This is a genomic window from Bradyrhizobium sp. LTSPM299 (assembly GCF_000938235.1).
GTDB lineage: Bacteria > Pseudomonadota > Alphaproteobacteria > Rhizobiales > Xanthobacteraceae > Bradyrhizobium.
In genome coordinates, this window is the sequence record NZ_JYMU01000045.1 from 17,525 (window position 1) to 39,021 (window position 21,497).

Consider the following 21,497-nt stretch of genomic DNA (forward strand, 5'->3'; position numbering starts at 1 on the left):
ATGCTACGACCGTCCCGGGCACACGTGACAATACGATTGACAACGAGACGACGGACGGCGACGCGATGGGGGAAGCGGGCTTTGGGGGCGCTGAATGCTGACGCCGGCTGAGCTGGTCGGGCTGATCGCTGCCGTCGCGAAGGGGGATCAAGCCGCCTTCGAACGCCTTTACGCTGCCACACGCGCGAAACTCTTCGGCGTGGTGCTCCGTATCTTGCGGCGTCAGGACCTCGCAGAGGAGGTCATTCAGGAGGCTTACGTCAAGATCTGGAACAGCGCCGGACAATTCAATCCGGGCCTGTCCTCCCCGATCACGTGGATGGCGTCGATTGCGCGGAACCGCGCCATCGATGTCGTGCGCAAGCGAACCGAGCTCTCGCTGGAAGACGAGCCGGCCGCCATGGAAGCGGCTGCCGACACGCCTGATCCACTGGCGCGCCGGGAGATGACGGAAGAGTTGAAGCGTTTGTTGGAGTGCATTGGTCGTCTGGAGCCCGATCGGCAGAAGCTCGTGCTGCTGGCCTATTACAATGGCTGGAGCCGCGAGCAGCTCGCCGCGAAGTTCGAGACGCCGGTCAATACCGTGAAGACATGGCTGCGCCGCAGCATGATTGATATCCGGGAGTGTCTTGGACTCTAGCGATGGCCTATAGCGAAGACCATATCGTGCTCGCCGCGGAATATGCGCTTGGTACACTCGATGCCGATGAGCGCGCGCAGGTCGACACCATGATGGCTGTCGACAAGGAGTTCGCAGCTGTCGTGCAGGCGTGGGAGTTCAGGCTCGGTTCGCTCAATCAGATGGTCGGTTCGGTCGAGCCGCGCCCGATCGTCTGGGAAAACATCAGGGCGGCGATCGGGCTCTCCGCCGAGCCGCATACGCCGCCCGAGTCTGCGCCACCACCGCAGGTTGCGCCAGTCGAGATGCGGCAAGTGCGTGTCGTCGATCAAGTGCCCGTCGTCGATAACGACAACGACAACATCGTTGATCTGGCAAGCCGCGTGAAGCGCTGGCGCAGCCTCGCGTCCGTTGCGAGTGCGATCGCGGCGGCGCTGCTCGTGATGTTCGGTCTGCAGATCTACCAGCCCGATGCGCTCCCGCAGGCGATCCGGCCAAAGCCGCGCATCCAAACCGTGGAAGTGAAGGTGCCGGCGCCCGCGCTCACGCCCTCAGCGCAATATGTCGCGCTGCTGCAGGGCCAAGGCGGCGGACCTGCCTTCATCATGACGATCGACGGCGCCACCAGGAATTTCACGGTCCGCAAAGTCGGTGCCACGGCGGAGCCCGGCAAGAGCTTCGAGCTCTGGCTGATTTCCGACAAGCTGCCGCAACCGCGCTCGCTCGGGGTGATCGGGACGGGCGACTTTACGGCACGCCCCGTGTTGTCATCCTATGCTTCTGACGTCGTCGATGGCGCCACCTACGCGGTGACGGTTGAGCAGGCCGGTGGTTCACCCAGCGGCCAGCCGACCTCGACGCCGCTCTTCACCGGCAAGTTGATCGAGACGGTGCCGGGCGCCGCGTCCGCGCCGCGGTAAGTTCGCGCCTTATCCTGTTGTCGTGAGCCTGTGAGTCGTTGTGGCTCCGTCATTGCGAGGAGCTCGCGACAAAATTGCAAAGCAATTTTGCGCTGAAGCGACGAAGCAATCCATCTTTCCGGACGGGCGGCGGCAATGGATTGCTTCGCGGAGCCTGTCATCGGGCGCGCATTCGCGCCACCCGTTGGCTCGCAATGACGTGGATGGAGCTATGCTCAATCTTGATCGTCGTCGCGCTCATGCACGACGATGCGGTCTGTTCGTGTGCCCGCACAAAAAGAAAACGCCCGTGGGGAGCGGGCGTTTTCAACAGTCAACTTGGGGGTAGTTGGGGGTCTTAATATCCACGTAGCGACTTTGGGGGGCTGTAAAGAGCCACGTGAATTCGTGAATTCTCCTTTAGCGGACGACCGAGGTGCCCGAGCTGGTGATCGTCACCGGCTTGCCGGCCTTCATCACCCGCGCTGTCTGGGTGTAACCCTCGTCCGACGAATTGTGTGCCGTGATGCCGAAACCCGCGACCAGGATACCCGCGACCAAGGCGACGACCACGATCTTCAGGTGGGTCGTACGGTCTGCGCTGTAGATCGAGTGGTTCATGGAAGTCTCCTGCCGCCTTCCTGCTCTCAACGGATTTGTCGGGCCGGTCCGCCACCCGGTTCAACGTCTCTCGCCCCACCAACGTAGGATGTGCTGATTCCGTTCCCCAGAGGCGATCACAAGGCAGTGAAAAGACTTGATCGGCCGCGATCGAAAACCGCCGATGGAACCGAATATTCTACATAATAACAAGTATTTTCAATAGCTTGAATACACAGGGTGTGTCGGCTGCCAAGATCCGCCCGTTTCGGCTGGTTCCACACAAATCAGTTGCCTGTGGCGCAAAAACACAGCGCGAACGGTCACTGATTTGTGTTCTGCCAGAGCGTTTCGAGCGAAGTGGAAACCAGTTCGCGTCAAGAAAACGCATCAAAACAAGAATCTAGAGGTCCATTCGGCTTCCATCGGAATGGGCCTCTCTAGACGCTACCGACCGTCTTCAGCCTGGCCCGGGGATGGATTTCGGCCTGCGACAGCACGGTGGTCTGCGATCGGAACCGCTCGACCAGCGAGCGGACGAACGGCCGGATCGCCGCGGAGGTCACCAGCACGGGCGCCTCGCCTTCACGCGCCGCCTGCTCGAAGGCGTTGCGGACGGCGGTCATGAACTCCGAGAGTTTGGAGGGTTGCATCGCAAGGCTGCGCTCGTCGCCAGTGCCTACGATCGACTCGGCGAACGCCTGCTCCCACCGCGCCGACAGTGCGATCAGCGGCAGGTAGCCGTTCGGCGAGGTGTTCTGGGCGCAGATCTGCCGCGCCAGCCGGGCACGGACGTGCTCGACCATGGTGCTCGGGTTGCGCGAGAACGCCAGCGCATCGGCGATGCCTTCGAGGATGGTCGAGAGATCGCGGATCGAGATGCGTTCGGCGAGCAAGAGCTGCAGCACGCGCTGGATACCCGACACCGTGACCTGGCCCGGCACGATGTCCTTGATCAGCTCGGCCTGCTCCTTCGGCAGGTCCTTGAGCAGCTTCTGCACTTCGCCGTAGGACAGCAAGTCCGACATGTTGGTCTTGAGCAGTTCGGTCAGATGCGTCGACAGCACTGTGGCCGCGTCGACGACGGTGTAGCCTTTCAGCGCGGCCTCTTCCTTCAGGCCGGCGTCGACCCAGGTCGCCGGCAGGCCGAAGGTCGGCTCGATGGTGTGGATGCCGGGCACCTGCACCTGGTTGCCGCCGGGGTCCATGACCATGAACTGGTTCGGCCAGATCTTGCCGGTGCCGGCGTCGACCTCCTTGATCTTGATGACGTAGCTGTTGGCCTCGAGCTGCACGTTGTCGAGGATGCGCACCGCCGGCATCACAAATCCCATCTCGACGGCGAGCTGGCGGCGCAGCGCCTTGATCTGCTCGGTCAAGCGGTCGGTGCCGTCAGGGCCGTTGACCAGCGGCAGCAGCGCGTAGCCGAGCTCGATCTTGAGGTCGTCGATCTTCAGCGCGCTGGAGATCGGCTCGTCCGCGGCGGCAGCGGCGGCGGCCGCCGCGGCGGGGGCCGCAGCAGCGGCGGCTTCGGCGGCCACAGCCGCCCTTTTGCGGTTGCGTGCGCTCCAGGCCAGCGCCGCGGCGCCGGAGCCCAGCAGCATGAACGGGAGCATCGGAATGCCCGGCAGCAGCGACAGCACCAGCATGACGCCGGCCGACATGCCGAGCGCCTGCGGATAGCCCGAGAGCTGGCGCATCAGCGCCTTGTCGGCGGCGCCGGTGATGCCGGCCTTGGAGACCAGAAGGCCTGCGGCGGTCGAGACGATCAGGGCGGGCACCTGGGTGACGAGGCCGTCGCCGACGGTCAGCACGGTGTAGGTGCGGGCGGCTTCGCCGAAGCCCAGTCCCTGCTGGGCGACGCCGATGATGATGCCGCCGACGATATTGATGAAGACGATCAAGAGGCCCGCGATGGCATCGCCGCGGACGAATTTCGAAGCACCGTCCATGGCGCCGAAGAAGCCGCTTTCGTCCTCCAGCGCCTTGCGGCGATCCTTCGCGGCCTTCTCGTCGATCAGGCCGGCGGACAGGTCGGCGTCGATCGCCATTTGCTTGCCGGGCATCGAGTCGAGCTGGAAGCGCGCCGCGACTTCGGCGATGCGGCCCGAACCCTTGGTGATGACCACGAAGTTCACGATCACCAGGATCGCGAACACGATGATGCCGATCACGAAGTTGCCGCCCATCACGAAGTTGCCGAACGCCTCGATGACGTGGCCCGCGGCGGCGGTGCCCTCATGACCATGGCTCAGGATCAGCCGGGTCGAGGCCATGTTCAGCGACAGCCGCATCATGGTCGAGATCAAGAGGATGGTCGGGAACGACGAGAATTCCAGCGGCGCCTGGATGAACAGCGAGGTCATCAGGATCAGGATCGAGATCGTGATCGAAACTGCCAGGAACAGGTCGAGCACGATCGAGGGCAGCGGCAGGATCAGCACCACCAGGATGGTGATGACGCCGAGCGCCAGCGCGAGATCGCCGCGCCTTAAGGTATCAACGATCTCACTGAGGCTCGGCAGTCCGCTCTTGCCTGCCGTACCCTGACCCGCCGTGACGTCGACCATGGTAGCCGCTTTCCCTCGCGATTGACGGCTGCGGCCGCCAAGCGTCTGCGCGACGGCCGCTGGGCCGCCGTTCCGAAAGTGAGGCACCGCACTGGCGTCCACGGGGGATCTCCTCCCGTTATACGCAATCGACGACACTCGACTTCACTCGGCAATTCTTGCCGGGTGTATGGTTAGCAAAGGGTTAATAAGGGGACGGGGGCCGTGGCGGTATCGGTCAATTACGAACGATAACGCTCCGTCGAGATGCTCCATCGACAAGTCCCGCAGCCAGCCCGCCGACCAGTCCGCTGATGACCAACCAGGCGAAATCGTGCTGGGACCCGGGCGGCAGGTGACTCAGATCTCTCCAACTGAAGGTCCACACCGAACCCTCGACGTCCGGCATCGTCATGAATACGAACAGACCGCAGATGCTGCCGAAGATGATGAAATGCCAGAGACTAAGGTAATGGTAGCGGTGAATGATCACCCACAGGCAGGCGAACGCGATGAAGGCGCGCAGTGAGATCAGGGTCAGGGTAATCGCCAGCTGGACAGGGAGTATTTGTGCAATCTGGTTCGGCTTGAGGGCGCCTGCAAGCAGGGAGCCGAACGACAGCCAAAGCGCGGCGACGGCGGACATCGTAAGAGCTAAAGCGACGTAAGCCGCGACAAAACGTCCGATGCGCTTCAGCATGTTCGAATTCTCGCGCCAGTTTGCTCCGCGGCTCCAATGTCGGGCGTGTGCCGCATGGCGATCTCTTCGTACTCGGCCTTCGTCACCAGTCCGCTCGCGCGCATGTCGTCTGCCGTTTCCAGCAACTCCGTGGTCAGCTGGCTGGCCGTTGCGCTTGCCTGTCGCCTGCTAGCTTTCGTCGCCATGTTGCATCCCAATCAAGGCCGGTATCTCCGGGTATTGCAAGTTTTCGATCGCCAGCGAGGGCGATCGAACGGGGCGGAGGACGGTTTGAACTTTCGCCATCCCATATCCGACGTAAGCGTGAAGAACGATTCCTTTCTCAAAGGTACCTTGTCGAACCAGAGAGGCCACGCAGTGGGGCGTCGCAAGAATTGGCTGGCCTCCATCGGCCTCGTGGCAGCGGCCGTTGCGCGCCTTTCCGCGCCGGCTTCGGCCGTAACTCTTCCGAACGACAAGGCCTGGCTGATCCGCATGCTGGCCTGCATCGGCGAGGGCGCCAGCATGGAGGTCTACCTTCCCCAATCAGTCGTGTTCGCAAAGGATGGAATGCGTTGGGGCCAGACGGTGGCCGGCTACTACACACTCGACCTGACCGGCGCCAACAAGGGCAAGGGGCTTGAGCCGGTGCGCATCACGATGAGTGCGGACAAGAAGACCGTGATCGTCGATCAGTTCACGCGGGACCTGCCGCCGACACACATTCCCGTTGGCGGCGGGACGGTCGATTTCGATCACCGATTTGGCACCGGCGCCAAGTGTGGCCCGTTCCAGGCGCAGGATCCGAATTTCGGGAACTGATCTTCCGCGTCGATACACGGCTTGTCGCGGAGTGACGTCCCCTCGCTCCGCATGCCTAATCCAGCGGCAATGCGGCTTGACCCGGAGGCAAATGCCGACGAAGTTGCGCCCGCCGTGGAAATTTCTTCTCAATTCTTCCCAAAATCAGACGAGTTCGTTCCCGACACCCGTCGGGCATGGCTGCGGCTTGCCGTTGCCGTGGTCATCGGCTCGCTCGGCAGCGTCGGCATGTGGTCGGTGGTGGTGGCGCTGCCAGTGGTGCAGTCCGACTTCGGCACAACGCGCGGGACCGCCTCGCTCGCTTACACCATGGTGATGCTCGGCTTCGGCCTCGGCCAGGTGGTGACCGGCAAGATCAGCGACCGCTACGGCATCGTTGCAGCGATCGGCGCCGGGATCGGCATTCTCGGCCTCGGCTACATCCTGGTCGGTTACGCGCCGTCGATCTGGGCCTTCATCTTCCTGCATTTAGCCATCGGCCTGTCGTCGGCGGCGACCTTCGGGCCGCTGATGGCGGAGGCCTCGCACTGGTTCGAGCGCTATCGCGGGCTTGCGGTCGCGATAGCGGCGAGCGGCAACTACATCGGCGGCGCGATCTGGCCGCCACTGGTCAATTTCGGCATGCAGAGTTTTGGCTGGCGCACCACTCACGTTGCGATCGGCATCTTCACCGCTGTTACGATGGCGCTCGCGCTCCTGGTGTTGCGCCTGTTGATGGGGGCAGCTATCAGGCGCAGCCATGTCGACGCGGCGCCGCCGCAGCTCGATCTCAAGCTCTCCACCAATGCGTTGACCGGAATCCTGGCGCTGGCCTCGATCTCGTGCTGCGTGGCGATGTCGATGCCGCAGGTCCACATCGTCGCCTATTGCGGCGATCTCGGCTATGGCGTGGCGCGCGGCGCCGAGATGCTGTCGCTGATGCTTGGCTTCGGCATCATCAGCCGGATCGGATCGGGCTTCCTTGCCGACAGGATCGGCGGCATCCGCACGCTGCTGATCGGCTCGATCGCACAGGGCTCCGCGCTGCTGTTCTATCTGTTCTTCGACAGCCTAAGCTCGCTCTACATCATCTCGGCGATGTTCGGCCTGTTCCAGGGCGGCATCGTGCCGAGTTATGCGATCATCGTACGCGAGGCGATGCCGGCCTCGGAGGCCGCGACCCGCATCGGCATCGTGATCTTCGCCTCGGTGTTCGGCATGTCGTTCGGCGGCTGGATCTCCGGCGTGATCTTCGACGCCACCGGCTCCTACGCCGCGGCCTTCGTCAACGGCCTCGCCTGGAACCTGCTCAACGTCACCATCATCCTGCTGCTCCTGATGCGCGCCCGGCAGCGGCTGGCGCTCGCCTAGAGCTGCCGGAACGCGGCGAACGCGTCGATCAGGCCGGCGCCGGTTGCGCCGGTGTCGCTGGTCGAGGCCGGTTCGCCGACATTGTCGTCGCTGCTGGTGGGATTGGCCGCGCCCTTGGTCACGCTGCGTGCGGTGCGTCGCAGGATCGCCTTGGCGTCCGCCGGCGACAATTTTGGATTCTTCTCCAGCAGCAGCGCGCAGACGCCGGCGAGTTGCGGCGCCGCCGCTGATGTCCCGCTGAAGACGCCCCAGCCATCGTCGGGCGCGGTGCCGTCGCCGGGGCCGTCGTCGGGCGCGGCCTGTTCGCGGTCGGTCTCGGAGCCGGGCGGCACCGGCAGCTCGATATAGCTTGCGTTCGGCAACATGCCGACAAGCCCGCTGAAATCCGGCACTGCACGTCCCGGATAGATCTTGCTCTGGAACGCGCTTGCATAGTCGGACGCCTGCATGCCGCCGGTTTGGTCGACGAACACGCCGCCGGCCGAGATCACGTTCGGCATCATGCCGGGGAACGAGAAATGCCCGTTGCCGGCCGAGAACACTACGATGATGCCACGCGCGATCGCGGCCTGGATCTCGGCCTCGAGCGCCGCCATGTTGTTCGGCAATTCGCTCATCTGCGTGCCGTCGGTGTTGCGTAGATCGAAGCCCATGCTGAGCGAAATGATTTGCGGATCGTGCAGCAGCGCCTGCTGAAATCCCTCCAGCATGCTGGCGCCGCCGCGCGGATCGCCGTCGTTATCGACCTTGATGCCGATGAAGATGATGCCGGGGGCGACCGCGAGCATGTTGGCGGATTCGCCGGTGCCGTGGCCGTTGAGGTCGGTTGCGTCATTGCTGGCATGCGGCGCCAGATCGACCGACGTTGTGTAGCCCTTGCCGGCGAAATAGGGATGGCTGTGCGCAAAGCCGGTGTCGACCATCACGACGCGGACGCCCTTTCCCGTGATGCCAGCCTTGTGGACCTTGTCGGCGTTCAACTGGCCGGCGACGCCGTCGGGCACGGAGAGATGGAAGTAGTTCAGTGTCGGCGGCTTCAGCGACGGGAGCCGCGCTGCAGCGGCGCCTGCCATCGTGTCGGCGCGCCTGGCGCTGCCACGCGCTTTCGCCGCCACCTTCGCGCTGCCGGTGCTGCGGACCTTCGTCTTGCGGCCCATATAGATATGCGGCCATTGAATATAGGCGTCGTCGATCAGCCGGCCGAGGTCCGGCGGCATCGACCAGGGCGCGCCTGCGGCGGGGTAATAGAGCGAGGGGAACGCGTAGTCGACCTTGCGGTCGAGCTGCACGGCTGACAATTGGGTGCTGAAGGTCTGCTCGAACAGCGCGCGGCTGCAACGCACCGACGCGGTGAAATTGCCGCGCCGGGTCGGACGGAAGCCGAGACGGCTAAGATGGTACAACGCCTCATCGACGGCCATTGGATCAGGCTTGAATTCGCCGACGGTCGACAGCGAGAGCGGCGGCATGAATTTCGTCGGTCCATCATGGCCGCCCGGGCGGCGGAAGGTCACGGCCAGACGAAGCTCTTCGGAGGGAGACGCGAATTTTTCGTCGCGCGGCGACGCGGTGGCGTGCTTGTAGGCATACATGGCTCAAATCCCTTTTCACGACGGGCAAATGATGTCCAAAAGCAATGCGTGACGGCGAAAGCGAAACGACCTTCAATAGTAGGAATGTGATGGCGCTGCCGAAATGCTATCGACGCATGTGACGAGCGGGTCTGGGACTTTCAAATCCGGCGAGACGTATCCGCCGGACCGGCCAAAGTCCGCTCGATCAGGTGGCTGTGGCGCGACTTGCGTCGCCTTGACCCCGAACATCTCCTCAAATTTGTCCACCGGGATCGTGGCCGAGATCGTGGCCGCGCCCGAGCCGGTCGGCGTCAGCCCGTTCGCGCGGAGCACATCGAGCGCCTTCGCGACGCCGTCCGGCGTTCGCCATTCGCGGCGCAGCAGGACCTGCAGGGTGATCGATGTGTCGGGCGTTGCGACCTCCTCCGGCGGAGCAGGGTCCATTGCACCGCGCGTGAGCCGCGACGGCATCCGGTCTAACGATAATGATGCGACAACCTAAGCGCGAATCACGAATTGTTTTCGCCGGCGCGGCAATCAGCCGTAGCCGGATGTGAAGCAGGTCATACCGACTGACCTGCCTTGAGCAGCGAACAGCCGGTGATCTTCAGGCTACCGTCGGCTTGTCGCTCCAGCGTATAGAGCGCCTCCCACGCCTCGCCATTGGCGTCGACGATGTGGACCTGCTGTGCGATCCGGTCGCCGTCGGCGCGCGTCTCGCCGAACTCGAAGCTCTTGTGGCGATAGACCGGTGGGTAGGCTTTCTGCACCATCGACATGAAGATGTCGGCCTGCGGAAAGATCGCCTGGACCCCGGGCGAGGCATAGGAATAGGCCGCCGCGGCATCGTCCTGGCCCAGCGCCCGCTCCTGGGCGCGGATCACGCCCCGCGCGGCGGCCGTGAGGTCGTCAGCCGTGGCTTGCGAGGCGAAAGCAAACAGAATGGCGGCGATGAGAGCGATGGCGCGCATGAGGGGCTCCATATCGGATACAAGCTGTTGGGATACGGATGAAAGCCCCGTCCGGTTTCCGGCACAAGCCACGGCGTCATCGCGAGCGTCAGTGCGGAACGGCTTGGCCGGCAAAGTAGAATCTGGCCGCGATCGGGGAGGATGCGACCCATGGCAGTTGCCGGCCATGTGTCTCCTTCTCGACCGCGAGCCCGACCTCGTTGAAGGTCTTGAACAGGCCGTAACCCTGATGCCGGATGATGGCAGCAACCGCGCGGGTGTAGGGGCTGTGTCCGTGGTGGCCGTCGAGGGCGACGCTGCGCGGTTGGGTCGCGAACGAGATCAGGGTCCCCGGCGGCGCCTGCATCTGGGCGAGGCCGCCGGACGTCGAGGGGACGCCGCGACCGCGAAGCGGATTGTTGCGGCAGGCGTCGAGCAGCACGAGATTGACCTTGGCGCCGGATTTCTCCATCTGGTCGAGTACGCCGGCCATCCCGACCATCTGCATGAAGACGTCACCTTCGTCGTCGGGATGCGCATCGACCGGGACAAGGTAATTCAGCCCGTGCGTCTCGACGCCGTGGCCCGCGTAATAGAACAGCGCCACGTCGGCGCCGATCAATTCGCGGCCGAAGGCCTGCAACGCATGGTCGAAGCCGGCCTTGTCGAGATCGGTCTGGGCGCCGCCGCCGACCACGAAGAAGCCGAGCGACAAAAGCGTGTCCGACATCAGCCTGGCGTCGCCGGCCGGGTTCGGCAGTTTCGGCGCGGCCTGATAGGCGGAATTGCCGACCACCAGCGCCACGCGTTTCTCCGCATGGGCCGCAGTGCCGGCACACAGCACAAATGCCGCGACGATCAGGCGCGACAGGATGCCGTTTCGGCCGAACATGGCAATGCGCTCCGCAAGGGGGATTTGGCGATCGTAAGATTGGTCTCGACGTCGTCGTGCAAGGTTCGAAGGCGCACGCCCGGTTCAAAACGTCGGCGGTGTACACGCCGAGATCACCTCGCAGGGCTTTGCGCCGATGCAGCGGAAGCGGTGCGGACGGCGGCTTTCGAAATAATAGGCATCGCCCGCGCTCAGCACGCGCCGCTCGTCGTCGACTGTGACCTCGATCCGGCCCGACACCACGATACCGCCTTCCTCGCCCTCATGCACCAGCGGCACCCGTCCGGTGTCGCTGCCAGGCTCGTAGCGCTCCTTGAGGATTTGCAGGCTCCGGCCAAACAGATTGTCGCCGACCTGGCGATAGGAGATCGGCTTCTTGCCGATCTCGGTCAGCTCCTCGGAGCGGTAGAACGCCTTGCGTGGCCGCTCCGGCTCGATCGCGAAGAATTCCGCAAGCCCCATCGGGATGCCGTCGAGGATGCGCTTGAGCGCACCCACCGACGGGTTCATCTGGTTGGATTCGATCAGCGAGATCGTCGAATTGGTGACGCCGGAGCGCTTGGCGAGCTCCCGCTGCGACAGCTTGTGGCGCGCGCGGATGAATCGCAGCCGTCCACCGATATCGACGCTCATGGCCCAATCCCTGTTGCAGGTGTTGCGGATCGCGCAAATATGCGCAGACCGCCCCAATGAGATCAATGGGTTGCGGCACCGCAGAAAAGGACTTGTTGAGTGTCTGGAAGCGTGGTCCGACTACCTCAGTCAGCAATGGAGCTCCGCCGTGACCGTTCATCAGATTCCGAACACGATCAAGACCGATTCGTTCTGGATGCCGTTCACGGCCAACCGGCAGTTCAAGAAAGCGCCGCGGCTGTTCTCCTCCGCGAAGGGCATGTACTACACCTCCGTCGACGGCCGCCAGGTGATCGACGGTTCCGCCGGCCTCTGGTGCGTCAACGCCGGCCACGGACGCTCGCAGATCGCAGCCGCCGTCGAGCGCCAGCTCACGACACTGGACTTCGCGCCCTCGTTCAACATGGGCCATCCGCTGGCGTTCGATTTCGCCGAGCGGCTCGCCGAGATCGCGCCCAAGGGCCTCGACCGGATTTTCTTCACCAATTCCGGCTCCGAGTCGGTCGACACCGCGCTGAAGATCGCGCTGGCCTATCATCGCGCCAACGGGCAGGGGACCCGCACCCGCCTGATCGGCCGTGAGCGCGGCTATCATGGCGTCGGCTTCGGCGGCCTGTCGGTCGGTGGCATGGTCGCCAACCGTCGCCAGTTCGCGACCCATCTGCCGGGTGTCGACCACATCCGCCACACCCACGATCTCGCCCGCAACGCCTTCGCCAAGGATCAGCCGGAGCATGGCGCCGAGCTCGCCGACGACGTCGAGCGGATGGTAGCGTTGCATGGCGCCGACACCATCGCCGCCGTGATCGTCGAGCCGGTGCCCGGTTCGACCGCGGTGCTGCCGCCGCCGAAGGGCTATCTGCAGCGCTTGCGCGAACTCTGCACCAAGCACGGCATCCTCCTGATCTTCGACGAGGTCATCACCGGATTCGGCCGCCTCGGCACGCCGTTCGCCGCCAATTTCTTCGGTGTCACCCCCGACATGATGACGACTGCAAAGGGCATCACCAACGGCACCGTGCCGTGTGGCGCGGTGTTCGCCAGCCGCCAGGTCCATGACGGGCTGATGACCGGTCCTGAGAACGCGATGGAGCTGTTCCACGGCTACACCTATTCGGCGCACCCGGTGGCCTGCGCCGCCGGCATTGCCACGCTCGACATCTACAAGGACGAGGGATTGCTGACCCGCGGCGCCTCGCTCGCCGACTACTGGCGCGATGGCCTGCATTCACTGAAGGGCCTGCCGAACGTCGTCGACATCCGCAATATCGGCCTGATGGGCGCGGTCGAGCTCTCGTCGCGCAGCGAGGGCGTCGGCGCGCGCGGCTACGGCGTCATGGTGGATTGCTTCAATAGCGGCCTCTACTTCCGCCAGAGCGGTGACTCTCTTGCGCTGTCGCCGCCTTTGATCGTCGAGAAGAAGCATATCGACGACATCGTCTCGATCCTCGGCGACGCCATCAAGCGCGCGGCCTGATAATTGCTTCTCTGAAGCGTGCTGTCGCCGTTGCGAAAGCAGTTGTTTTCGCAGCGGCGATCGCGTTTCCGCTGCAGGATGTGAGGAAGCGTGAAAGTCCTTGTTCTCGGCAGTGGCGTCATCGGCGTGACGTCGGCCTACTATCTTGCGCGCGCCGGCCATGACGTGACGGTGATCGACCGTCAGCCGAAACCTGCGCTCGAAACCTCCTTTGCCAATGCCGGCGAGGTGTCGCCCGGGTACTCCTCGCCCTGGGCCGGTCCCGGCGTGCCGGTGAAGGCGGTCAAGTGGCTGTTGATGAAGCACGGCCCGCTGGTGATCCGCCCCAAGCTGGATCCGGTGATGTGGCTGTGGCTCTTGAAGATGCTGCGCAACTGCACCACGGCGCGGTATGCGGTCAACAAGAGCCGGATGATCCCGATCGCGGAATACAGCCGCGATTGCCTGCGCGCGCTGCGTGCAGAGATCGGCATCCGCTATGACGAGCGCGAGCAGGGCACGCTGCAGCTGTTTCGTTATCAGGCCCAGCTCGATCACACCGGCGACGACATCGCGGTGCTCAAGCAGTCCGGCGTGCCGTTCGAGGTGCTCGATCGTGACGGCTGTATCAAAGCCGAACCTGCGCTGGCCGCCGTGAAGGACAAGTTCGTCGGCGGGCTTCGTCTGCCGCAGGACGAGACCGGCGATTGCCACATGTTCACCCAGGCGCTGGCGCTGGAAGCCGAGAAGCTCGGCGTGCGCTTCAACTTCAACGTTGGCATCGACGGGCTGAACGCCGATGCCACGCGCATCACCGGAGTAGCCACCAGCGCCGGGGTGATGCAGGCCGACGCCTATGTGCTCGCGCTCGGCAGCTATTCGCCGAAACTGGTGCGGCCGCTCGGTATTTCACTGCCGGTCTATCCGGTGAAGGGCTATTCGATCACGGTGCCGATCGCCGATGCCGACGGCGCGCCGGTCTCGACCGTGATGGACGAGAGCTACAAGGTCGCGGTGACGCGGCTCGGCGACCGCATCCGCGTCGGCGGCACCGCGGAAATATCGGGCTATTCGACCAAGCTCTATGATGCGCGGCGCGCGACGCTCGATCATTCGCTGACCGATCTGTTTCCGCGCGGTGGCGATCTCGCCAAAGCGACGTTCTGGAGCGGCCTGCGCCCAATGACGCCGGACGGACCGCCCGTGATCGGTGCGACGCGTTATGCCAACCTGCACCTCAACACCGGGCACGGCACGCTGGGCTGGACCATGGCTTGCGGCTCAGGCCGGGTGCTGGCCGACCTGCTCTCGGGCAAGACGCCCGACATCGACACCAAGGATCTGTCGATCAGCCGCTACGACCATCGATTTGGGTAAAGGCGTTTTCCAGTCAGCGCGCCGGCATCATCAAAGGAGCCAAATGGATGCAGACGCAGCAGATGCCCGGCGGATACGAGATATCGACCGATCCGCACCGCCTCGACGTGGAGGTCATTCACAGGTTTCTAGCTGAGGAGAGCTATTGGTCGCCCGGGATCCCGAGATCGGTCGTGGAGCGATCGATCGCGAATTCGATCTGCTTTGGTGTGTATCATGGTGCCGCGCAGATCGGCCTGGCCCGTGTCGTCACCGACAAGTCGACATTCGCGTTGCTGGCCGACGTGTTCATCCTCGAATCCCATCGCGGCAAGGGCCTGTCCAAATGGCTGATGCGTTGCGTCGTTGAGCACGAGGACTTGCAAGGCCTGAGACGCCTCCTGCTTCTGACGTCTGACGCCCACGGATTGTATCGCCAATTCGGCTTCGAGGCGCTCGGCAGCCCGTCGCGCTTCATGGAGATTGTTCGGCCGGATCTCTATCGGCCGCGTTGACGGCCTTGCTGGGGAAGGGCACCGTCATTGCGAGGAGCGCAGCGACGAAGCAATCCATGCCTCAGCAAGTTGAGAGGTAGATTGCTTCGCTTCGCTCGCAATGACGATATCGGGGCTACGTCGTCGGCTTCCCGCTCGCGCTCTTCCTGGCCGTTCTAGGTTTTGTTGCCGACGCCGCCTTTGTTGTGCCCGCAGGCCGCACGCGCAACCCATCCACGAACACATCCAACAACCGCAGCGCGGTCGCCTGCCAGCCGGGCTGGTCGTGCATGTAGCACATGCCGATCAGGGCGCGCAGCACGTCGTCGGCGCTGATGTCGCTACGGATTTCGCCGGCCGCGACCGCGCGTGCGAGTAGCGTGCCGATGGCCTTGGTCAGGCGATCGAACGAATAGGCGTGCAGTTCGCTCGAGCCGGCCGCGACCAGCGCCAGCGCGGCCACCATGCCCTTCTTGGTGGCGACGAATTCGACATTGGCGCGCAGCCAGCGGCGCAGTGCGTCGACAGGTTCGGGCGCGCATTGCAGTTGCTCGGCGAGATCGCCGAGCTGCTCGACCTCGCGGCGATAGACGGCCTCATACAGTGCCTCGCGGGTCGGGAAATGTCGGTAGAGCGTGCCGATGCCGACGCCGGCCTGCCGCGCGACGGCTTCCAGGCTAGCCTCACTGCCGCCGGCTGAGAACACCGCCTTTGCCGCTTCCAGCACGCGCTCGCGGTTGCGCACGCCGTCGGCTCGCGGCTTGCGGACAATGTCTGTTGATGGACCGGCCATGTTTTTCTTTTCGCCCTCCCTTGTTAACCGGAGGACGCCTCCGTATATGGCGACCAGCACCCGGCCTGACAAGGCGCGCCGATTTTGGATCGGCAGCCACGGGACGGCGTTGCCTCGATTCCACCGACCATACACGGATCGGAGCCCTGCATGAATCTCCTCATCAGCCTCACCATCAACGGTGTCAGGCGCGACATCGCGCTCGACGACCCCCGCGTTACCCTGCTCGATCTGCTGCGCGAGCGCCTCGACCTCACCGGAACCAAAAAGGGATGCGACCGCGGCCAGTGCGGCGCCTGCACCATCCTGGTCGACGGACGCCGGATCAATTCGTGCCTCGCGCTCGCGGTCAGTCATGACGGCGCCGAGATCACGACCATCGAGGGCATCGCGCGCGGCGATCAGCTGCATCCGGTGCAGGCCGCCTTCATCGCGCATGACGGCTTCCAGTGCGGCTTCTGCACGCCGGGCCAGATCATCAGCGCGATCGGCCTGATCGAGGAAGGCCAGGCCGGTGACGACCCGGAGCGGGTGCGCGAATGCATGAGCGGTAATCTCTGCCGCTGCGGCGCCTATCAAGGGATTACCGAGGCCGTGCTCGAGGCACAGGCTGACATCACCGCCAGCAAACAGAGGCGCTCCGCATGATGAACTTCGATTATGTCAGGCCGGCCAGCGTATCCGAAGCGATCGCGGCGGCATCCGAACAGGGCTCAACGTATCTGGCCTCCGGCACCAATCTGCTCGACCTGATGAAGGGCGGGATCAGCCGGCCGAGCCGCCTGGTCGATGTCACGCGTTTGCCCGGGCTCGACCGCATCGAACGTCTCGCCGACGGGTCTCTGCGCATCGGCGTGCTGGTGCGCAATGCGGACCTGGCGCATGACCCCGAGTTTGCGCGCCTTTATCCGGCCGTCGCCGAGGCGCTGTTGTCGGGCGCCTCTGCCCAGCTCCGCAACGCCGCGACCGTCGGCGGCAATCTGATGCAGCGGACGCGCTGTGCCTATTTCTACGACGCGGCGAGTGCCTGCAACCGACGCTGGCCGGGCGCTGGCTGCGATGCACGGCACGGCGAGAACCGACTGCATGCGGTGCTCGGCTGGAGCGAGGGCTGCATCGCGACCCATCCGTCCGATTTTTGTGTGCCGCTGGTTGCGCTCGATGCCGTCGTCGAGATCGAGGGCAGAAGCGGGCGGCGTGAGCTGCCGCTCGAGGCGTTGCATCGTCTGCCCGGCGATACGCCGGAGCGCGAGACCGCGCTGGAGCCCGGTGATCTGATTGTCGCGTTGCGCCTGCCGGCCGAGGCGCAAGGCTTCACCGCGCATGCGCGCTACATCAAGGTGCGCGAGCGCACGTCCTACGCCTTCGCCGTGGTATCAGCCGCGGCCGGCTTGCGGATCGAGGATGGCAAAATCCGCGAGGCGCGGCTTGCGCTCGGCGGTGTCGCGGCAAAGCCGTGGCGGGCGCGCGAGGCCGAGCAGGTGCTCGCAGGTGCCGCGCCGGATATTGCTGCCTATCGCGAGGCGGCACGCGCCGCGCTCGCAGAGGCAAAACCGTCCGGCGACAATGCGTTCAAGATCGAGCTCGCGCAACGCATCGTCGTGCGCGCGCTCACGCTATCAGCTGCAGGCACGCCGGATCGTATTGCCGCGTTGCCTGGCTCTCCCTTTTCATCTGTTGCAGGAGCGTAGCGCATGACATCAGAGATTCATCTGACCCGCGACCCTGCCCATCTCAGGCACGGCTCAAGCATCGGCCAGCCGCTGACCCGCACTGACGGCGTTTTGAAGGTGACGGGCAAGGCCCGCTATGCCGCCGACAATCATCCGCCCGGCATGCTCTACGCCGTGATCGCGACCTCCTGCATTGCGCGTGGCCGTGTCAAATCGCTCGATGTCGCCGCCGCAAAACGCCACGCAGGTGTCGTCGACGTCATGACGCCGACCCACAAGCCACGACTCGCCGAAGACCCTGATGCCAAGGGCAATCCGTTCGCGTTCCGCATGGAGCTCCTGCAGAACGACGAGGTGCGCTACGCCAACCAGGCGATCGCGGTCGTGATCGCCGAGACGCTGGAGGCTGCGACCGAGGGCGCGGCGCTGTTGTCGCCGCGCTATCAGGTCGAGATCGCGCGTGTCGGCCTCGACGCCGGCGCGAGTTACGCGCCGCCGGTGGTCGGGATCGGCAATCCGGCCGAGGTCGTTCACGGCGATATCGATGCGGGTTTTGCGGCGGCATCAAAGCAGATCGACGCGACCTATGAGACGCCGGCGCAGTATCACAACGCGATGGAGCCGCACGCGATCGTCGCGGTGTGGGACGGCGACCGTCTCTTCATCGACACGCCGAGCCAGGGCATGGCGATGGCGCAGATGCGGATCGGCGGATTGTTCGGCATTCCGCCCGGCAACATCCACATCAACAGCCCGTTCCTCGGTGGCGGCTTCGGCTCCAAGGGCCTGGTCTCCGGGCCGCAGGTGCTCGGCATCATGGCGGCCAAGCTGGTCGGGCGTCCGGTCAAGCTGGTGCTGCGCCGCAGCCAGATGTATGGCCCGGTCGGCCATCGCGCACCGACCCGGCAGCGGCTGCGCATCGGCGCTGACAATGATGGTGTGCTGACCGCGATCGATCATCACGCCAAAATCACCACCTCCAGCTTCGACGATTTCTACGAGCCGGCGGCAGACGCCTCGCACACGCTCTATGCCAGCCCGGCGATCCGGACCTCGCATGAGGCCGTGCGCGTCGACACCGGCACGCCGCTGTTCATGCGCGCGCCGGGCGAGGCGACCGGATCGATCGCGCTGGAGAGCGCGATCGACGAGATGGCGTTCGCCTGCCACGTTGATCCGCTGGCGTTCCGTTTAAAAAACTATGCCGAGGTTGAACCGACCACCGGAAAGCCGTTCTCATCGAAGGCGCTGCGGCAGTGTTACGCCAAAGGCGCGGAGCGCTTTGGCTGGGCGCGGCGGCAGCTCCCACCCAGGCAGATGCGCGATGGGGATGGCCATCTCGTCGGCTGGGGCATGGGCACGGCGACATTCCCCGCGCTGATGTTCCAGGGCAACGCGCGCGCGGTGATCCGTGCTGATGGCGGGGGCGCGATGGAAACCGGCGCGCATGATATGGGGCAGGGTGCATGGACTGCGCTGGCGCAGATCTCGGCCGATGCGCTCGGCCTCGATTTCGACCAGGTCGCATTCAGGTCCGGCACCTCGGATTTGCCGGACGCCGGCATCGCCGGCGGCTCGGCGCATACCGCAACCGTCGGAGCCGCGATTCACAGTGCCGGTGCGGCCGTGATTGCAAAGCTTGCCGATCTCGCGACCTCGGATGAGCGCTCGCCGCTGTTCGGCGCCGGCAATGGCGGCGTGGTCGCGCGGCAAGGACGGCTGCATCGTCGCGACGATGAGACGCGCAGCGAGGGCTATGCGGACATTCTCGCGCGCGCCGGCGTCGCCGAAATCGACGCCAGCGGCACCGGTGCTGCCGATCCAGCGGCGCAGTCGCAATATGCGATGCACGCGCATGGCGCCGTGTTCGCCGAGGTCAAGGTCGATCCTGATCTGGGCCAGATCCGCGTGACGCGAATGGTCGGCGCGTTTGCCGCCGGCCGCATCATCAATCCTTTGATGGTGCGGAGCCAGCTCTATGGCGGCATGATCTGGGGCATGTCCTTTGCGCTGCACGAGGAGGCGGTGACGGACCATCGCTCGGGCCGCATCCTGAACGCCAACCTCGCGGAGTATCATGTGCCTGTGAATGCCGACGTGCCGCCGATGGACGTCATCACGGTCGACGAGCACGATCCGCATGTCAACGCGCTCGGCATCAAGGGCGTCGGCGAGATCGGCATCACCGGCAGCGCCGGCGCAGTCGCAAACGCCGTCTGGCACGCCACCGGCATCCGCGTGCGTCGTTTCCCGATCCGGATCGAGGAGCTGGTGATGGGTAATATCACGCGCGACTAAACTTACCGTAACTTCTGCGGCGAGACCGTATCTGCTATCCGTATCGCAAGCGCGATCAGCGCATGCGATACGGAGGGGATATTGAACGGCCACCATGCAATCCGGGCTGCTCGCGGAATCGTCTTCGCCGTCGCGGCGCTTGCCTTCGGCATCACCGCCGCGCAAGCGGATCAATCCGTCACCATCGCCGACAATTTTCCCGGCGCAACGTTCGAAACCACGACGCCGGAAGCGGCCGGCTGGTCGGCCGAGAAACTCGCCGAGGCCAAGGCCTGGTCGCAACAGCTCGCGCCGACCGCCGCGGTCATGATCGTGCAGCACGGCCGTATCGTGGCCGAGTGGGGCGACACCGCGGTCAAGTCGAACCTGCATTCCATCCGCAAGAGCCTGCTCAGCGCGCTGATCGGCATCGCGGTCGACAAGTACGAGATCGATCTCAACGCGACGCTCGGCAGCCTCGGCATTGACGACAATTCACCCGGTCTTACCGAGACCGAGAAAGCCGCGACCGTCGCCGATCTTCTGAAAGCGCGCTCGGGCATCTATCACGCCGCGCTTTACGAAACGCCTGGCATGGCGAAGCTGCGGCCGCCGCGCGGTAGCCATTTGCCCGGGACGTTCTGGTACTACAACAACTGGGACTTCAATGCGCTCGGCTCGATCTACGAGCGTGCCACCAAGCAGTCTATCTTCACCGCCCTCGACGAGAAGATCGCCCGCCCGATCGGCATGCAGGACTATCAGCCGAGCGATGGCGAATATTTCAGGGGCAAGGACTCCGATCACCCCGCCTATCCGATTCGCATGAGCGCGCGCGATCTCGCCCGCTTTGCGTTGCTCTATCTGCACGACGGGCGCTGGAAGGATCGTCAGCTGGTGCCGAGCGCGTGGGTGCGCGAGAGCACGCGGTCATATTCGGACGCATTTGCCGAGATCGGCCCGGGTCTCGGCTATGGCTATCTGTGGTGGATCGGATTTCCCCGCGACATGGGCGCGCCGACGGTCAACGTGCCGGCCGGCAGCTATGAAGCGATCGGCGCGGAGGGGCAGTACGCGTTCGTGATCCCGGCCTACGATCTCGTCATCGTTCACCGGATCAACAGCGACCTGCCGCACAGGCCGGAGCCGAACTTCCGTCAGATGGCGCGGCTGCTCTGGCTCGTGCTGTCGGCCGCCGGCGACCGCGATGTCGGCCCCGATGTCGCGCTGGCGCATGCCGCCGGCACGCGCCTCGCAGGCAACGCGCTGAAATCGGCGCTGTCAGGCAAGACGCTCGTGACCGGCAAGTTGCTCGCAGGTGGCCCCTTTGCGTGGCAATTGCGTGCCGACGGCACGATGTCGGTGCTCGCCGGCGCCAGCCGCGGCGAGCGCTGGACCGGCAACTGGCGCATCGACGATCACGGTCGCTATTGCCGCACGCTGAACGAGCCGAGCGACCCGCGAGAGCATTGCCTTACTGTCGTCGCGAACGGCGCGAAGTTTCAGTTCTTCGATGGCGACGGATTGATGCGGTCTGAGACCGAGATGGAATAGCCTCCCCGTCGTCCCGGCCTTCCAGGCTGTGTGAAAACCTGATCGGCTATTGTTGTCGGGATCGGGCTTTGATTCGAGGTTATGATGGCGCATGTGACGGGCCAGTCGCGGTATCAAACGACGCTTTTTCCTGAGGTTCTGGACGAGGTGGTGGGGCGCGACGATCCGGTTCGGGTGATCGATGCGTTTGTAGATACGCTGGCTCTTGCGGAGTTGGGATTTTCGAAGGCTGCGGCCGAGGAACTGGGTCGGCCGCCCTATGCGCCGGGCGACCTGCTGAAGCTTTACATTTACGGCTATTTGCACCGGGTGCGGGCGAGCCGTCGG

21 protein-coding genes are annotated in these 21,497 nt (G+C 64.6%); 12 read left to right on the plus strand and 9 right to left on the minus strand.

What is annotated here, in order from left to right:
- Nucleotides 1–94: 94 nt before the first annotated feature.
- Complete coding sequence (locus UP10_RS21950; RefSeq protein WP_044589357.1) at nucleotides 95–640, plus strand: sigma-70 family RNA polymerase sigma factor; 546 nt, start codon at nucleotides 95–97, stop codon at nucleotides 638–640.
- 2 nt (nucleotides 641–642) lie between these two features.
- Nucleotides 643–1,539 carry an anti-sigma factor gene (locus tag UP10_RS21955; RefSeq protein WP_044589358.1) on the plus strand — a complete coding sequence of 299 codons (897 nt, stop codon included), beginning with the start codon at nucleotides 643–645 and terminating at the stop codon, nucleotides 1,537–1,539.
- A 399-nt stretch (nucleotides 1,540–1,938) separates the two neighbouring features.
- On the opposite strand, the gene UP10_RS21960 is transcribed toward UP10_RS21955, so the two are convergent.
- From UP10_RS21960 to UP10_RS21970, 3 genes are all read right to left on the minus strand, one after another.
- Nucleotides 1,939–2,139 (minus strand): hypothetical protein, encoded by a 201-nt coding sequence (locus UP10_RS21960; protein WP_044540256.1) that lies wholly within the window; start codon nucleotides 2,137–2,139, stop codon nucleotides 1,939–1,941.
- A 419-nt stretch (nucleotides 2,140–2,558) separates the two neighbouring features.
- Nucleotides 2,559–4,688: a flagellar biosynthesis protein FlhA gene (gene flhA, locus UP10_RS21965; protein ID WP_044589359.1), complete on the minus strand. Its 2,130-nt coding sequence runs from the start codon at nucleotides 4,686–4,688 to the stop codon at nucleotides 2,559–2,561.
- 217 nt (nucleotides 4,689–4,905) lie between these two features.
- On the minus strand, nucleotides 4,906–5,367 hold the full coding sequence (locus UP10_RS21970) for a hypothetical protein (RefSeq protein WP_044589360.1): 462 nt from the start codon (nucleotides 5,365–5,367) through the stop codon (nucleotides 4,906–4,908).
- Nucleotides 5,368–5,421: 54 nt separating this feature from the next.
- On the opposite strand from UP10_RS21970, the gene UP10_RS45925 reads away from it, so the two are divergent.
- Complete coding sequence (locus UP10_RS45925; RefSeq protein WP_245321810.1) at nucleotides 5,422–6,168, plus strand: hypothetical protein; 747 nt, start codon at nucleotides 5,422–5,424, stop codon at nucleotides 6,166–6,168.
- Between the two features lie 114 nt (nucleotides 6,169–6,282).
- Entirely contained in the window at nucleotides 6,283–7,518 is a 1,236-nt protein-coding gene (locus tag UP10_RS21985; RefSeq protein ID WP_044589374.1) for an MFS transporter, read from the plus strand.
- Here UP10_RS21985 and UP10_RS21990 read toward each other — a convergent pair.
- The 5 genes from UP10_RS21990 to UP10_RS22010 all read right to left on the minus strand — a co-directional run bounded on the left by UP10_RS21990 (nucleotide 7,515) and on the right by UP10_RS22010 (nucleotide 11,567).
- Nucleotides 7,515–9,110: a S8 family serine peptidase gene (locus UP10_RS21990; RefSeq protein WP_044589363.1), complete on the minus strand. Its 1,596-nt coding sequence runs from the start codon at nucleotides 9,108–9,110 to the stop codon at nucleotides 7,515–7,517. The genes UP10_RS21985 and UP10_RS21990 overlap by 4 nt on opposite strands.
- Before the next feature lie 72 nt (nucleotides 9,111–9,182).
- Nucleotides 9,183–9,536, minus strand: coding sequence for a hypothetical protein (locus tag UP10_RS21995; RefSeq protein ID WP_156180206.1), 354 nt, complete (start codon nucleotides 9,534–9,536; stop codon nucleotides 9,183–9,185).
- Between the two features lie 119 nt (nucleotides 9,537–9,655).
- Nucleotides 9,656–10,063, minus strand: a complete 408-nt coding sequence (locus tag UP10_RS22000) for a DUF4864 domain-containing protein (protein ID WP_044540286.1) — start codon at nucleotides 10,061–10,063, stop codon at nucleotides 9,656–9,658.
- An 88-nt stretch (nucleotides 10,064–10,151) separates the two neighbouring features.
- Nucleotides 10,152–10,934, minus strand: coding sequence for a caspase family protein (locus tag UP10_RS22005; RefSeq protein ID WP_044589375.1), 783 nt, complete (start codon nucleotides 10,932–10,934; stop codon nucleotides 10,152–10,154).
- 84 nt (nucleotides 10,935–11,018) lie between these two features.
- Nucleotides 11,019–11,567: a cupin domain-containing protein gene (locus tag UP10_RS22010; RefSeq protein WP_044589365.1), complete on the minus strand. Its 549-nt coding sequence runs from the start codon at nucleotides 11,565–11,567 to the stop codon at nucleotides 11,019–11,021.
- Between the two features lie 148 nt (nucleotides 11,568–11,715).
- On the opposite strand from UP10_RS22010, the gene aptA reads away from it, so the two are divergent.
- The 3 genes from aptA (at nucleotide 11,716) to UP10_RS22025 (ending at nucleotide 14,894) form a co-directional block, all read left to right on the plus strand.
- Nucleotides 11,716–13,044 carry an omega-aminotransferase AptA gene (gene aptA / locus UP10_RS22015; protein ID WP_044589366.1) on the plus strand — a complete coding sequence of 443 codons (1,329 nt, stop codon included), beginning with the start codon at nucleotides 11,716–11,718 and terminating at the stop codon, nucleotides 13,042–13,044.
- A 90-nt stretch (nucleotides 13,045–13,134) separates the two neighbouring features.
- The gene (locus tag UP10_RS22020; RefSeq protein ID WP_044589367.1) at nucleotides 13,135–14,400 is read left to right on the plus strand and encodes a D-amino acid dehydrogenase; all 1,266 of its coding nucleotides are present in this window, start codon (nucleotides 13,135–13,137) and stop codon (nucleotides 14,398–14,400) included.
- A gap of 47 nt (nucleotides 14,401–14,447) precedes the next feature.
- Nucleotides 14,448–14,894 (plus strand): GNAT family N-acetyltransferase, encoded by a 447-nt coding sequence (locus UP10_RS22025; protein ID WP_197086880.1) that lies wholly within the window; start codon nucleotides 14,448–14,450, stop codon nucleotides 14,892–14,894.
- A 115-nt stretch (nucleotides 14,895–15,009) separates the two neighbouring features.
- Here the strand turns inward: UP10_RS22025 and UP10_RS22030 are convergent, their stop codons facing one another.
- Nucleotides 15,010–15,666, minus strand: coding sequence for a TetR/AcrR family transcriptional regulator (locus UP10_RS22030; protein WP_044589368.1), 657 nt, complete (start codon nucleotides 15,664–15,666; stop codon nucleotides 15,010–15,012).
- Between the two features lie 150 nt (nucleotides 15,667–15,816).
- Between UP10_RS22030 and UP10_RS22035 the strand changes: the two genes are divergently transcribed.
- The 5 genes from UP10_RS22035 to UP10_RS22055 all read left to right on the plus strand — a co-directional run.
- Entirely contained in the window at nucleotides 15,817–16,314 is a 498-nt protein-coding gene (locus UP10_RS22035) for a (2Fe-2S)-binding protein (RefSeq protein WP_044589369.1), read from the plus strand.
- Complete coding sequence (locus tag UP10_RS22040) at nucleotides 16,311–17,357, plus strand: FAD binding domain-containing protein (RefSeq protein WP_044589370.1); 1,047 nt, start codon at nucleotides 16,311–16,313, stop codon at nucleotides 17,355–17,357. The genes UP10_RS22035 and UP10_RS22040 overlap by 4 nt, the downstream gene beginning before the upstream one ends.
- A gap of 3 nt (nucleotides 17,358–17,360) precedes the next feature.
- Complete coding sequence (locus UP10_RS22045; protein WP_044589371.1) at nucleotides 17,361–19,637, plus strand: xanthine dehydrogenase family protein molybdopterin-binding subunit; 2,277 nt, start codon at nucleotides 17,361–17,363, stop codon at nucleotides 19,635–19,637.
- 81 nt (nucleotides 19,638–19,718) lie between these two features.
- Complete coding sequence (locus UP10_RS22050) at nucleotides 19,719–21,170, plus strand: serine hydrolase domain-containing protein (RefSeq protein ID WP_245321811.1); 1,452 nt, start codon at nucleotides 19,719–19,721, stop codon at nucleotides 21,168–21,170.
- Nucleotides 21,171–21,254: 84 nt separating this feature from the next.
- Nucleotides 21,255–21,497: transposase (locus UP10_RS22055; RefSeq protein WP_502692175.1), on the plus strand; the 243-nt coding region annotated here is incomplete at its 3' end.

Bases quoted from the DNA above. Each gene is read 5' to 3' on its own strand.
- UP10_RS21950 (WP_044589357.1), top strand. From the start codon at position 95: ATGCTGACGCCGGCTGAGCTGGTCGGGCTGATCGCTGCCGTCGCGAAG.
- UP10_RS21955 (WP_044589358.1), top strand. From the start codon at position 643: ATGGCCTATAGCGAAGACCATATCGTGCTCGCCGCGGAATATGCGCTT.
- UP10_RS21960 (WP_044540256.1), bottom strand. From the start codon at position 2,139: ATGAACCACTCGATCTACAGCGCAGACCGTACGACCCACCTGAAGATC.
- flhA (WP_044589359.1), bottom strand. From the start codon at position 4,688: ATGGTCGACGTCACGGCGGGTCAGGGTACGGCAGGCAAGAGCGGACTG.
- UP10_RS21970 (WP_044589360.1), bottom strand. From the start codon at position 5,367: ATGCTGAAGCGCATCGGACGTTTTGTCGCGGCTTACGTCGCTTTAGCT.
- UP10_RS45925 (WP_245321810.1), top strand. From the start codon at position 5,422: ATGGCGATCTCTTCGTACTCGGCCTTCGTCACCAGTCCGCTCGCGCGC.
- UP10_RS21990 (WP_044589363.1), bottom strand. From the start codon at position 9,110: ATGTATGCCTACAAGCACGCCACCGCGTCGCCGCGCGACGAAAAATTC.
- UP10_RS21995 (WP_156180206.1), bottom strand. From the start codon at position 9,536: ATGGACCCTGCTCCGCCGGAGGAGGTCGCAACGCCCGACACATCGATC.
- UP10_RS22000 (WP_044540286.1), bottom strand. From the start codon at position 10,063: ATGCGCGCCATCGCTCTCATCGCCGCCATTCTGTTTGCTTTCGCCTCG.
- UP10_RS22005 (WP_044589375.1), bottom strand. From the start codon at position 10,934: ATGTTCGGCCGAAACGGCATCCTGTCGCGCCTGATCGTCGCGGCATTT.
- UP10_RS22010 (WP_044589365.1), bottom strand. From the start codon at position 11,567: ATGAGCGTCGATATCGGTGGACGGCTGCGATTCATCCGCGCGCGCCAC.
- UP10_RS22025 (WP_197086880.1), top strand. From the start codon at position 14,448: ATGCAGACGCAGCAGATGCCCGGCGGATACGAGATATCGACCGATCCG.
- UP10_RS22030 (WP_044589368.1), bottom strand. From the start codon at position 15,666: ATGGCCGGTCCATCAACAGACATTGTCCGCAAGCCGCGAGCCGACGGC.
- UP10_RS22035 (WP_044589369.1), top strand. From the start codon at position 15,817: ATGAATCTCCTCATCAGCCTCACCATCAACGGTGTCAGGCGCGACATC.
- UP10_RS22040 (WP_044589370.1), top strand. From the start codon at position 16,311: ATGATGAACTTCGATTATGTCAGGCCGGCCAGCGTATCCGAAGCGATC.
- UP10_RS22045 (WP_044589371.1), top strand. From the start codon at position 17,361: ATGACATCAGAGATTCATCTGACCCGCGACCCTGCCCATCTCAGGCAC.